The 12,039-nt window shown below is 66.6% G+C and carries 11 protein-coding genes; 9 read left to right on the top strand and 2 right to left on the bottom strand.

Annotation, left to right across the window (positions count from 1 at the left end; translation table 11 throughout):
* The first annotated feature begins 79 nt into the window (after window positions 1-79).
* The 6 genes from QFZ41_RS09615 (at window position 80) to QFZ41_RS09590 (ending at window position 8,126) form a co-directional block, all read left to right on the top strand.
* Window positions 80-2,182 (top strand): TonB-dependent siderophore receptor, encoded by a 2,103-nt coding sequence (locus tag QFZ41_RS09615; protein WP_429198557.1) that lies wholly within the window; start codon window positions 80-82, stop codon window positions 2,180-2,182.
* A gap of 115 nt (window positions 2,183-2,297) precedes the next feature.
* Window positions 2,298-3,245 carry a glycoside hydrolase family 43 protein gene (locus QFZ41_RS09610; protein ID WP_429198556.1) on the top strand — a complete coding sequence of 316 codons (948 nt, stop codon included), beginning with the start codon at window positions 2,298-2,300 and terminating at the stop codon, window positions 3,243-3,245.
* 134 nt (window positions 3,246-3,379) lie between these two features.
* On the top strand, window positions 3,380-3,874 hold the full coding sequence (locus QFZ41_RS09605; protein ID WP_429198555.1) for a (2Fe-2S)-binding protein: 495 nt from the start codon (window positions 3,380-3,382) through the stop codon (window positions 3,872-3,874).
* Window positions 3,871-6,144, top strand: coding sequence for a molybdopterin cofactor-binding domain-containing protein (locus QFZ41_RS09600; protein ID WP_429198554.1), 2,274 nt, complete (start codon window positions 3,871-3,873; stop codon window positions 6,142-6,144). Before QFZ41_RS09605 ends, QFZ41_RS09600 begins: the two co-directional genes overlap by 4 nt.
* A complete protein-coding gene (locus QFZ41_RS09595; protein ID WP_429198553.1) occupies window positions 6,141-7,445 on the top strand; it encodes a c-type cytochrome in 1,305 nt (434 codons plus the stop codon). Before QFZ41_RS09600 ends, QFZ41_RS09595 begins: the two co-directional genes overlap by 4 nt.
* 96 nt (window positions 7,446-7,541) lie before the next feature.
* A complete protein-coding gene (locus QFZ41_RS09590; RefSeq protein ID WP_429198552.1) occupies window positions 7,542-8,126 on the top strand; it encodes a TetR/AcrR family transcriptional regulator in 585 nt (194 codons plus the stop codon).
* On the opposite strand, the gene QFZ41_RS09585 is transcribed toward QFZ41_RS09590, so the two are convergent.
* Window positions 8,127-9,053 (bottom strand): patatin-like phospholipase family protein, encoded by a 927-nt coding sequence (locus tag QFZ41_RS09585; RefSeq protein WP_429198551.1) that lies wholly within the window; start codon window positions 9,051-9,053, stop codon window positions 8,127-8,129.
* Between the two features lie 106 nt (window positions 9,054-9,159).
* Window positions 9,160-10,185 carry a class 1 fructose-bisphosphatase gene (locus tag QFZ41_RS09580; RefSeq protein WP_429198550.1) on the bottom strand — a complete coding sequence of 342 codons (1,026 nt, stop codon included), beginning with the start codon at window positions 10,183-10,185 and terminating at the stop codon, window positions 9,160-9,162.
* A gap of 132 nt (window positions 10,186-10,317) precedes the next feature.
* Here QFZ41_RS09580 and QFZ41_RS09575 point away from each other — a divergent pair, with 132 nt between their 5' ends.
* The 3 genes from QFZ41_RS09575 to QFZ41_RS09565 all read left to right on the top strand — a co-directional run bounded on the left by QFZ41_RS09575 (window position 10,318) and on the right by QFZ41_RS09565 (window position 11,962).
* Window positions 10,318-10,530 carry a hypothetical protein gene (locus QFZ41_RS09575; protein WP_429198549.1) on the top strand — a complete coding sequence of 71 codons (213 nt, stop codon included), beginning with the start codon at window positions 10,318-10,320 and terminating at the stop codon, window positions 10,528-10,530.
* 19 nt (window positions 10,531-10,549) lie between these two features.
* Complete coding sequence (locus QFZ41_RS09570; RefSeq protein ID WP_429198548.1) at window positions 10,550-11,188, top strand: glutathione S-transferase family protein; 639 nt, start codon at window positions 10,550-10,552, stop codon at window positions 11,186-11,188.
* 69 nt (window positions 11,189-11,257) lie between these two features.
* Window positions 11,258-11,962 carry a helix-turn-helix transcriptional regulator gene (locus QFZ41_RS09565; RefSeq protein ID WP_429198547.1) on the top strand — a complete coding sequence of 235 codons (705 nt, stop codon included), beginning with the start codon at window positions 11,258-11,260 and terminating at the stop codon, window positions 11,960-11,962.
* Window positions 11,963-12,039 lie beyond the last annotated feature (77 nt).

Here is a 12,039-nt window from a genome sequence, read left to right as displayed (position 1 = left end):
ATCATAGTAATGAGATTCATTCGCAATAGTGACCGGGCGTGAACGGTGATGCCACCGCGTGCCCGACCAGGGAAAGTCCATGATCCTACGCAAGAAAACCTTGCCCGTGCTGCTCGCCGGGCTGCTGACGTCGCTCGCCGGGCAGGCGCAGGAAGCGGCGCCTTCCGCCCCTGGGGACAAGGCTGTGCAACTCGCCCCTGTCGATGTCCACGGGCAGAGGCTGGACGAGGGTTACGCCCGTACCGATGGCTCGGCCGCCACCAAGACCGACACGCCCCTCATCGAAACACCGCAGGCGATCTCGGTGATCTCCGGCACGCACATGATCGACCAGGGCGTGCTCACGGTGCAGGACGCCCTGCGCTACTCGGCGGGCGTCCGCGCGGACGCCTATGGCGTGGACAGCCGTGGGGACGACGCGTTCCTGCGCGGCACGTCGTTCACCCAATACCTGGATGGGCTGAAGCAGAACTTCGGCTATGCCTATGCCCGCACGGAGCCTTACTTCCTCGACCGTCTCGAGATCGTCCGTGGTCCGTCATCGGTGTTGTACGGGCAGGGAACCACGGGCGGCCTGATCGCGCTTTCGTCCAAGCTGCCGCAGTTCACGGCGTCGCACGAGGTGGAAGCACAGCTCGGAAACAATGCGCGCAAGCAGCTGGCGTTCGACTTCACCGGCCCCCTCGATGCGGCCGGCCACTGGGCCTACCGCCTGATCGGCGTCTACCGCGACGCCGATTCGCAGATCGACCACGTGCCGGACGACCGCAAGGCGATCGCGCCCTCGATCACCTGGATGCCCGATGCCGATACCCGCTGGACGCTGCTGGCCAACCTCCAGTTCGATCACAACGGCACGTCGCTGAACTTCCTGCCGCACGCGGGCACCTTGCTGCCCAACCCCAATGGCCGGATCGACACGCGGCGCTTCGTCAGCGAGCCCGGTTTCGACCGTTACGACACCCAACAGCGGTCGTTCACCTCCTTGTTCGAACACCGCTTCAACGACACCTGGACGTTCGTGCAGAACATGCGCTACTCGCACGATAACGTCGACTACCGGAGCCTCTACCCGGATGTCTACTCGAACCCGTCGTACCCCTTCCTGGACGAGTCGCAGCGCACCGTCGCACGTTACAGCTACGTCAGCATCGACCGGCACAAACGCTTCGTCACGGACACGCATGCCGAAGCGGACTTCGACCTCGCGTCGATGCACCACCGCGTCCTCATCGGCCTGGACGTCGGCTATTCACATACGGACAGGCGACAGGGCAACGGTTTCGACGCTGTTCCCTTCGACCTCTACGCGCCCGTCTACGGCAATGGTTTCGTCGCTCCGGATATCTTCCCCGTGGCCTCGAGCCACACTCGCCAGAGAGGCGTGTACGTGCAGGACCAGATCAACTGGGGTGAGCACTGGATCGCCACCCTCGGCCTGCGCCATGACCGCGCGACCCTGACCACCGGCGACAATCGCTCGGTCGACAACGCCACGACGTCGCGCTTCGGCCTCATGTACCGTTTCGACAGCGGCTTGGTGCCGTACGTGAGCTATACGGAGTCGTTCCAGCCACTGGACAGCCTCGACTTCTACAATCGTCCCTACGAGCCCCTTCGCGGCAAGCAGTACGAGGCGGGCCTGAAGTACCAGCCGGCCGGTTCGCCCACCCTGGTCACGGCGACCTACTTCGACCTGCGCGAGGAAAATCGCCTCGCCCCGGACCCGGAAAACCCGCTCAACCAGGTGCAGGCCGGAAAGGCGAAGACACGGGGCGTGGAACTCGAGACCTCCACGCGCATCGGCCGCCACGTGGACCTGATCGGCACGTACACCTGGACGAAGGCGCGTCCGGACGACGGCACGATCGTCGCTGGCCTGCCGAAAAACCAGGGCTCGGTGTGGGGCGTGTACCACGTGAACGATGCGGACGGCGATGGCTTCAGCTTCGGTGCCGGCGCGCGCTACATCGGAACGAACTACGACGAGACCGGTTCGCTGAAAGTCCCGGGGAAGACCTTGTTCGACGCCATGGCCGCGTACACGCAGGGACCCTGGCGTTTTTCGGTCAACGCCGCCAACGTCACCGACCAAGCCTACAACGCCACGTGCCTGGCCCGCGGCGATTGCTTCTACGGCCCACGCCGCAGCATCGTCGGCACGGCGCGCTACAGGTTCTGACCGCCATTCGCATCCGGCCATCCAAACCCGTTAGGATCGGAGATTCCACACGAACGACGGGATGATCGGGATGGGAGTTCGGAAGGTTTTCCAGTGCGCGCTGCTGGCAGTATCGATGTCGACCGCCGCGGTTGCCGCGCCACCGCCGGGGCATGCGGGCAATCCCGTGTTCCCCGGCTGGTACGCCGATCCCGAGGCCGCCATCTTCGACGACACCTACTGGATCTACCCGACGACGTCGAAGGCATACGCGGCACAGACCGGATTCGATGCCTTCTCGTCACCCGATCTGGTGCATTGGACGAAGCATGCCGACGTGCTCGATATCAAGGACATTCCCTGGGCGAAGAAAGCGCTTTGGGCTCCTTCGGTGATCGAGAAGGACAACAAGTACTACTTCTTCTTTTCCGCGAACGACATCCAGAACGATCACGAGGTAGGCGGTATCGGCGTCGCGGTGGCGGACAAGCCTGATGGCCCGTTCCGCGACCTGCTCGGCAAGCCACTCGTCGGCGCCTTCCATAACGGCGCCCAGCCCATCGACCAGTTCGTGTTCCGCGACGACGACGGCACCTGGTACATGATCTACGGCGGTTGGAAGCACGCGAACATCGTGAAGCTGAAGCCCGATTTCACCGCCGTGGAACCGATGGCCGATGGCACCGTGTTCAAGGAGATCACGCCCGCGCCGGAGTACGTGGAAGGCCCGATGATGTTCAAGCGAGGCGGCAAGTATTACTTCATGTGGTCGGAAGGCGGGTGGGGCGGCCCCGATTACTCCGTCGCCTATGCCATCGGCGATTCGCCGATGGGTCCCTTCAAGCGGCTCGGCAAGATCCTCCAGCAGGACCCGAAGATCGCCACGGGCGCCGGCCATCATTCGCTCTTCCACGTGGCGAAGGACGACAGCTGGTACATCGTCTACCACCGCCGTCCGCTGGGACACACGAAGGCGAACGACCGCGAAACCTCGATCGACCGCATGTACTTCGACAAGGAAGGCCACATCCTCCCGGTGAAGATCACCAACGAAGGCGTGGAAGCCAACCCCCTGAGCCCATAGCGGCGCAGGCGCGACCATTTTTTTCAAATGCGCCGGTTCCAGCAAAACTCGCGCGAGGGGTTTCGGCGTAAGCTGCGTGTCGTCATGCATCCCGCCAGCGGAACGTTCGGTCCGCCCAGCCCCAAGGAGCCGTCATGGTCACGTTGCGCGTCAATGGAGAGGATCGTCAGGCGGATGTGCCACCGGACATGCCCCTTTTATGGGTGCTGCGCGATGTCATCGGCCTGACCGGCACGAAATTCGGTTGCGGTATCGCCCAGTGCGGCGCTTGCACCGTGCACCTCGACGGACAACCCGTGCGGTCGTGCCAGTTGCCCGTATCCGCGGTGGGTGACAAGGCGATCACCACCATCGAGGGAATCGGCGCCACACCCGAAGGCACCAAGGTGCAGCAGGCGTGGCTGGCGGTCGACGTCGTCCAGTGCGGCTATTGCCAGTCGGGTCAGATCATGAGCGCGGCGGCCTTGCTGGCGCGCACGCCGAACCCGACGGATCGCGATATCGACGCCGCCATGTCCGGCAATATCTGCCGCTGCGGGACCTACGTTCGCATCCGCGAAGCGATCAAACAGGCTGCCACCGGCAAGCCCAACGGATTGCAGGTGATCGTCGACGGAGGTACGGCATGAGCGCCCGAGACTCCGCCGGCTCCACCATCGACGAAGGGCGCCGGCAGGCGATCCGCCTGGCCGGCGGCGGCCTCGCGGTCGCCTTCCTCTGGACCGCGGGCATGGGGCCCGCCGTGGCGCAGATGAATCCGCGACGCCAGCCCGCCGATGAAGCCGCGGCCGCGGCCGACGGCAACCCGCCGTTCGCGCCCAATGCCTTCATCCGTATCGATGCCGATGGCAGCGTGCGCCTGGTCATGCCTTCGGCGGAAATGGGCCAGTCGATCTACACCGGTATCGCGATGATGCTGGCCGAGGAACTCGGCGTGGGCTTCGACCAGATCAGGGTGGAGCACTCGCCACCGAACGACGCGCTCTACGGCCAGGTGCTGCTCGGCGGCGAACAGGCCACCGGCGGCTCAACCAGTACGCGAGGCCAGTGGCAGGCCCTGCGCGAGGCTGGCGCGGTGGCGCGCGAGTTGCTCGTCGCGGCCGCCGCCGCGCAATGGCATGTCGATCCGGAGGGTTGTTCGGTGGCCCGCGGTGTCGTCACCCACGTCCCTTCCGGTCGCACGCTGGGTTTCGGCGCCGTGGCCGAAGCCGCGGGACGGTTGCCCCAGCCCGCGAGCGTCAAGCTGAAGGAACGCAAGGATTTCACGCTCATCGGCAAGCCCCTGCGCCGCATCGATTCGCCGGACAAGGTCAACGGTGGGACGCAGTTCGGCATCGACGTGAAGGTGCCGGGCATGAAATTCGCGGCAGTGAAAACCAGTCCCGAACTCGCCGGCACGCTGGGCGCCGTGGACGACGGCAAGGCCCGCGCCATCCCCGGCGTGATCGAGGTCATCAAGCTCGACGATGCGGTGGCGGTGGTCGGCGAGCACTACTGGGCCGCCCAGCAGGGCTTGCAGGCCCTGGACATCGAGTGGAAGCCCGGCGTCAACGCGAAGCTGGACACCCAGACCCTCATCGCCGCGTTGCAGGAGACCTCGCGCAACGGCAAGGCGCTGGTCGGCCGCAAGCCGAAAGGCGAGGCGCCCGCGGGCGGCAAGCGTGTGGAGGCGGCCTTCGTCTCGCCCATGCTCGCCCATGCGACGATGGAACCGTTGAACGCCACCGTGCACGTCACGCCGGGCCACTGTGAAGTGTGGACCGGCACCCAGGTGCCCACGCGCGTGGTGAGGGAAGCGGCACGCATCTGCGGTATTCCCGAGCAGGCCGTGGTGCTGCATAACCAGTACCTCGGCGGTGGCTTCGGCCGCCGCCTGGAAACCGATCAGGTCGAACAGGCCGTCGCCTTCGCGAAGCAGGTGTCCTACCCCCTGAAGGTGATCTGGAGCCGCGAGGAAGACATTCGCCACGACCGCGTGCGTCCGCTGTACTACGATCGCATTTCCGCCACGCTCGGCGACGATGGCAAGCCCACGTCGTGGCAGCACCGCATCACCAGCGGCACGGTGCTGGGCCGTTGGCTACCAGCGGCGATGAGCAAGGACGGCATGGACAGCGACGCGATCGAATCCGCCGCCGACCTTCCCTACGAGATGGACAACGCGCTGGTCGAGTGGGCTTATCACGTGATGCCTCCCGGCCTGGTCGTGGGCTGGTGGCGCGGCGTCGGCCCCACGCACAACCTGTTCATCGTCGAAAGCTTCATCGACGAACTGGCGCACACGGCGGGAAAGGATCCGCTCGAATACCGCCGGTCGCTGATGAAGCCCGGTTCGCGTGCCCTGGGCGTCCTGAACCTCGCCGCCGAAAAGATCGGCTGGGGTGGTCAGCCCTTGCCCGCTCGCGTGGGTCGCGGAATCGCCGTGGGTTCACCCTTCGGCAGCCATGTCTGCGCGATCGTGGAAGCGGAAGTGACCGCGCAAGGCCAGGTGCGCTTGCGTCGCGCGGTGGTGGCGGTGGACAACGGCATCACCATCAACCCGAGTTCGGTGCAGGCGCAGATGCAGGGCGGCCTGCTGTTTGGCCTGAGCGCGGCGCTCTACAGCGGCATCACCCTGAAGAACGGCGCCATCGAGCAGAGCAACTTCCACGATTACCGTAACCTCCGTATCAACGAGGTGCCGCAGATCGACGTGTACTCGGTGGAAAACGACGAAGCGCCGGGTGGCATCGGTGAAGTGGGCACGGCGATCGCCGCGCCGGCCCTCGCCAATGCGATCTTCGCCGCCACCGGTATCCGCCTGCGCGAGCTGCCCGTGTCGCGAACCCAACTGGCCGAGTCGCCGGACGCGCTGAAGAAGATAGCCGGCTTGGCTACGAGCAAGGAGGACGTCGCATGAAACGCTTCCTCATCGTCGTCCTGCTCGTGGTCGTGATTGGCGCGGGAGCTTACTTCGTGCTCAACCGCACGGACCACGACGACGGCACGGCACCGGCCATCGCCGGCGCGCCCGCCGATGCCGATCCGGTGGCACGCGGGGAATACCTCGCCCGCGCGGCCGACTGCGTTGCCTGTCATACCGTTCCCGAAACGGGAAAACCGTTCGCCGGTGGCGTCGCGTTCAAGTTGCCGTTCGGCACGATCTACTCGTCCAACATCACCGCCGACGAGGAAACCGGCATCGGCAGGTGGACCGATGACGATTTCGTGCGCGCCGTGCGCGAAGGCGTGCGCAAGGACGGCAAGCACCTCTATCCGGCCTTTCCGTACACCTCGTACACGCAGTTGAGCCGCGCCGACGTGCTGGCGATCAAGGCCTATCTCTTCACCCTGCCCAAGGTGCGCCAGCCGGAAACGCCGAACGATCTCGGTTTTCCGTTCAATCAGCGCTGGGCGATGGGTTTCTGGAACGCGGCCTTCTTCCGCAGCCAGCGCTTCGAGCCGGATGCCTCGCGTTCGCCTGAATGGAACGCCGGCGCCTACCTGGCGGGTCCGCTCGGTCATTGCGCCGAATGCCATACGCCGCGCAACCTCGGCTACGGGCTCAACCATCGCGACGAACTCGCCGGCCAGGAGCTACAGGGCTGGCGCGCTTACAACATCACTTCGGATCCCGTGCACGGCGTCGGCAAGTGGAGCGACGATGCCCTGGCGAAGTACCTCAGCACCGGCTACGCCGCTGGCCATGCCTCGGCAAACGGCCCGATGGGCGAGGCCGTGGCGCACAGCCTGCAGTTCCTCAAACCGGAAGACACCGCGGCCCTCGTCGCATGGCTGCGCACCGTGCCGCCGCGCGAAGGCAAGGATCCCATCGTGGTCGATCCGGCGCCCAAGGCCGTCGTCGCCTCCACCGCCATGGCGCCGGGCGGCGACGATCCGACCGCCGACGTGGACGGACAGCGACTGTTCGAGGGTGCCTGCGCGAGCTGCCACCAGTGGAACGGGGCGGGGCAGCAGACGCCGAACGCGGGTCTGGCCGGTACGCGCGGCGTCAACGACCCGCGCGGCGCGAATGTCACCCAGGCGATCCTGCAGGGAGTGAAGATGCGCATCGGCCAGACCGACATCTACATGCCCGCCTTCGGCCACGCCTATAGCGACCCCGAAGTGGCGGCCCTGGCCAATTACGTGATCCGCCACTTCGGTGGCAAGGAAGGCACGGTGACGGCGAGGGACGTGGCGGATCGCAGGCAACTGTGATCCGCCGGGAAAGGCCTCCATGACGCCCGACATTTCAATGCGCAAGGATTGGCTACAATAGCTCCGGGCAGGGAGAATCCCTGGGGAGCGAGCAGCATGCGTTACGAGAAAGGCCATAAGGAACAGACGCGCCAGAAGATCGTCGAGGCGGCGTCGCAGCGTTTTCGCGCCGACGGCATCGATGCCGTCGGCGTCGTCAGCCTGATGGGCGAGGTCGGCCTCACCCAGGGCGGCTTCTACAACCATTTCGGTTCGAAGGAAGACCTCGTCCGTGAGAGCGTGGCGATGGCGGCGGCCAGCGCCGTCGAACGGCTGGGTGCCCGCGTGGCGGCATCGCGCGGCGAAAGCTACCGCGCGCTGGTCAACAGCTATCTGTCGGCGGAACACCGTGACGCGCCCGAGGCCGGATGTGTCGCCGCCGCCCTCTCGGCCGAGATGGCGCGGCGCCCCGCGGCGACGCGCGCGGCCTTCACCGAAGGCTATGCCGAAATGGTCGAGCTCATCGTGTCGACCCTGCCGGACAGCATCCGTGGCAAGCGCCGCCGCACCCTGGCCATGGCGGTGTTCGCCTCCCTGGTCGGTTCGCTCTCGCTGTCGCGTGCGGTGGCCGATCCGGCGCTGTCCGACGAGATCCTCACGCTCGGCCGCCAATCGGCCCTGGCCCTCGTCGAAGCGGGCTGATCAGTGCGCCGCCGCGACCGGCGCCTTGCCCATGGCGGCCGTCTTCTCGGCGATCTTCGCCCTGATCGCCGGGATGGCCGCTAGCGCCGCACGTTCACCTTCGAGGATCGCCACGTTTTTCTGGTCGAAGTCGGTCGGGCCGATCTGGCCCACCTTCGGCCGGATGACGATGTCGGCCCTTGCGAGCTCCTGTTCGGCCAGCTTGCGTCCCATGATCGTGATCGACTGGCCGACGATGCCGACCATGCTGTCGGGGTTGCTGCCGTCGGGGCGCGCCGAGATGTCGACCGCGATGACGATGTCGGCACCGAGCTGGCGTGCCGCGTCCACCGGTACCGGGCTGACCACGCCGCCGTCGACGAAGTGCTTGCCGTTGATATCGACCGGTTCGAACACGCCGGGGATGCTGCTCGACGCGCGCACCGCCTGGCCGGCGTTGCCACGGATGAAGACCGCGCGAGAGCCGTTCTCCAACTCGGTGGCCACGGCGGCGAACGGTATGCGCAGCTTCTCGATCGGCGTCTGCTTGAGCAGTTCGTTCACGTAATCCTGCAGCTTCTGGCCCTGGACCAGGCCGCCCGAGAAGAAGCGCACGTCGCGGATCTTGCCCTCGTCGAGAGCGAAAGCCTGTTCCTGTAGCTGGAAACCGTCCATGCCACTCGCGTAGAGCACGCCGACCACGCTGCCCGCGCTCGTTCCGGAGACGGCATCGGGATGGATGCCGCTGGCCTCCAGCATCTTGATGACGCCGATGTGCGCGAAGCCCTTGGCCGCGCCGCCGCCCAGCGCGAGTCCGATGCGTGGCTTCGCCGCCAGCACGGGCAGGGCGGTATCGGGACGGGCCTCCGGTTTGCTGCCGCCGAAACAACCGGCGAGCAGGGTCGCTAAGGCCAGCGGGAGCCAATGACGGGCGCGGCGAACGGGCATGGACGGGACCGGGAGGATGGCAGGCGGATCATCGGGCACGCGCGCGGCGGCGGCATGACCGGTTCATGGCGGAAGCCGGGCGGTGGGACCGCCCGGCCATGACACGTCAGTCGCGGGTCTGGTCGGCCTCGAGGTGGTAGCGGGTCGCGACCTCGATCTCGTTCCTCGAACCGAGGAAGACGGGAATGCGCTGGTGCAGGGCGCCCGGCTGGATCTCCATGATCCGCTCGCGGCCCGTGGTGGCCGCGCCGCCGGCCTGTTCGACGATGAAGGCCATGGGGTTCGCCTCGTACATCAGGCGCAGCTTGCCGGTGCCGCCCTTGGCCGTGATCTTCGCGTCGAGCGGGTAGATGAAGACGCCACCGCGGGTGATGATGCGATGCACGTCGGCCACCATCGAGGCGACCCAGCGCATGTTGAAGTCGCGTCCGCGCGGGCCGCTGGCGCCGGCCAGCAGCTCCCCGATGTAGCGCTGCATCGGCGCTTCCCAATGGCGCTGGTTCGACATGTTGATGGCGAACTCGCTGGTCTCCGCGGGAATCGTGATGCCGCGCCGGGTGAGCACGAAGCTGCCGTGCTCGCGGTCGAGGGTGAACTCGTGCACGCCGTGGCCGAAGGTCAGCACCAGCAGGGTGCTCGGGCCGTAGACGACATAGCCCGCGGCCACCTGATCGGTGCCGGGCTGGAGGAAGTCTTCGACCTTCGGCTCGGTGACGCCATCCGGGCAGCGCAGCACCGAGAAGATGGTGCCCACCGACACGTTGACGTCGATGTTCGAGGAGCCGTCGAGCGGATCGAACAGGAGCAGGTGGTTGCCCTTCGGGTAGGCATCGGGAATCGGCTGCGGATCTTCCATCTCTTCCGAGGCGCACGCGGCGAGGTGACCGCCCCAGGCGTTGGCCTCGAGCAGGATCTCGTTGGAGATCACGTCGAGCTTCTTCTGCGCCTCGCCCTGGACGTTGTCCGAGCCGGCATTGCCGAGCACGCCACCCAGCGCCCCCTTGCCGGTGGCCACGGAGATGCGCTTGCAGGCGCGGGCCACCACCTCGATCAGCAAGCTGAGCTGGGCATTGATGTGCCCCGCGCGCTTTTCTTCGATCAGGAACTGGATCAGGGAAACGGGTTTCGTCATCGGAAGGAGCCCTGGCGCGAAAACCCGCATTGTCCGGGTGGCGGGTGAACCGCGCCAGAGGGACTGCTGACAGTACGGTGTCAGTAGCCCCCGCGCAGACTCTCCTTCACACCAACGGGAAGGGGTACTCGCATGAATCGGTTCCTCGAACGGCTTGCCGATCTTTACGCGCCACTGGGCCGCCGCGGCTTGCTCATGGACGGCCACTACCGCTTCGCCCCCGATACCGGCGCCGCCAGCGGAAGCCGCTCCGGCGGCCAGCCCGTGAAAGCGGTCAGGTCCACGCCACGGCTGGCGCGATCAGCCTCGCTCGCCCTCCGCATCGCCCATCCTTTTCATCGCTGACACACAAGGGAATCACCGCATGAACGCCAACAGGATCAAGTTTCACCACGCCCCGAACAGCCGTTCCGGCAGCACGCTGATGTTGCTGGAGGAATTGGGAGCGCAGTACGACATGCACGTGATGAATCTCACCCAGGGCGAGCAGCGCCGGCCGGAGTACCTGAAGATCAATCCGATGGGCAAGGTTCCCGCCATCGAACACCTGGACGGCCTGGTCACCGAGCGGCCGGCGATCTTCACCTATCTCGCCGACCTCTACCCGGAAGCCGACCTCGCACCGGGGCTGCGCGATCCCCTGCGCGGGCCCTACCTTCGTTGGCTGGCGTTCTATGGCTCCTGCTTCGAGCCGGCGGTGATGGACCGCTTCATGAAGCACGAGCCCGCGCCCGTCTCGACGTGTCCGTATGGCGACTTCGACACCGTGATGGACACCATCGAGGCGCAGCTCACGCCGGGGCCCTGGCTCTTCGGCGAGCGGTTCACGGCAGCGGACATCCTCTGGGCCAGCGCGCTGGACTGGACGATGAAGTTCGGCATCGTGCCGCGCCGTGATGTCTTCGAGCAGTACGTGGCGAGGCTGATGGTGCGTCCGGCCATCGTCCGCGCCGTGGCGCAGGACACGGCGCTGGCGCGCGCCCAGACGCTGGCCGCGGCCTGAGCCGGCGGATATGCGCGGCCATGACCATCATCGCTTCCCGCGCGGCGCGCGGGAAGCGATGATTCGGGCATGCGCCGCGCCGACCGCCTGTTCCTCATCATCAACGCCCTGCGCGGGCGGCGCACCGCGCTGCCCGCGCGACAGTTGGCCAGCACGCTCGAAGTCTCGCTGCGCACGGTCTATCGCGACGTGGCGGACCTCCAGCTCTCCGGCGTTCCGATCGAAGGCGAGGCCGGCGTGGGGTACATCCTGCGCAAGGGTTCGGACATCCCTCCGCTGATGTTCTCCGCCGACGAGCTAGAGGCATTGGTCGCCGGTACCCGCTTCGTGCGGGCGTTCGCCGGCGAGCGCCTGGCGCGCGAGGCGCAGGCCGCCCTCATCAAGATCGAGGCGGTGTTGCCGCCGGACCTGCGCGAGAAGTCGGCGCAGTCGAAGATCTTCGCGCCCATCTGGCGCGACCCTTTCCAGAACCAGATCGCGGCGATGCTGGACCGGCTGCATGCCGCCGTGCTGGCGAGGCGCGTGCTCTGCCTCGACTACCGCGACGCCGAGGGCCGCGGCAGCACGCGCGAAGTGGAACCGTTGTGCCTGTCCTTCTGGGGTGGCGCGTGGACCCTGGGCACCTGGTGCCGTCATCGCCAGGCGTTTCGCAACTTCCGTCCCGACCGCATCGCCGATTGCCGCGATGCGGGCGAGACCTTCGCCGATCTTCCCGGCCGCAACCTCGAGGCCTACCTCGACACCATGCGCGGACACTACGCCGGACTCGAGTAACGATTCGTCGAGGAATATCCCGGGCCGCGCTTCGGCTCGGCTTCGCCCTCGCAGTGGTGTGTGTGGGGCAGAGCCGT

The sequence above is a fragment of the Luteibacter sp. W1I16 genome (assembly GCF_050434905.1).
Taxonomy (GTDB): domain Bacteria; phylum Pseudomonadota; class Gammaproteobacteria; order Xanthomonadales; family Rhodanobacteraceae; genus Luteibacter.
This window is presented reverse-complemented; position numbering and strand designations above follow the sequence as displayed.

Coding starts and splice junctions, on each gene's coding strand:
- QFZ41_RS09575 (WP_429198549.1), top strand. CDS start 10,318: ATGAATCGGTTCCTCGAACGGCTTGCCGATCTTTACGCGCCACTGGGC.
- QFZ41_RS09580 (WP_429198550.1), bottom strand. CDS start 10,185: ATGACGAAACCCGTTTCCCTGATCCAGTTCCTGATCGAAGAAAAGCGC.
- QFZ41_RS09570 (WP_429198548.1), top strand. CDS start 10,550: ATGAACGCCAACAGGATCAAGTTTCACCACGCCCCGAACAGCCGTTCC.
- QFZ41_RS09605 (WP_429198555.1), top strand. CDS start 3,380: ATGGTCACGTTGCGCGTCAATGGAGAGGATCGTCAGGCGGATGTGCCA.
- QFZ41_RS09565 (WP_429198547.1), top strand. CDS start 11,258: ATGCGCCGCGCCGACCGCCTGTTCCTCATCATCAACGCCCTGCGCGGG.
- QFZ41_RS09610 (WP_429198556.1), top strand. CDS start 2,298: ATGTCGACCGCCGCGGTTGCCGCGCCACCGCCGGGGCATGCGGGCAAT.
- QFZ41_RS09600 (WP_429198554.1), top strand. CDS start 3,871: ATGAGCGCCCGAGACTCCGCCGGCTCCACCATCGACGAAGGGCGCCGG.
- QFZ41_RS09585 (WP_429198551.1), bottom strand. CDS start 9,053: ATGCCCGTTCGCCGCGCCCGTCATTGGCTCCCGCTGGCCTTAGCGACC.
- QFZ41_RS09595 (WP_429198553.1), top strand. CDS start 6,141: ATGAAACGCTTCCTCATCGTCGTCCTGCTCGTGGTCGTGATTGGCGCG.
- QFZ41_RS09590 (WP_429198552.1), top strand. CDS start 7,542: ATGCGTTACGAGAAAGGCCATAAGGAACAGACGCGCCAGAAGATCGTC.
- QFZ41_RS09615 (WP_429198557.1), top strand. CDS start 80: ATGATCCTACGCAAGAAAACCTTGCCCGTGCTGCTCGCCGGGCTGCTG.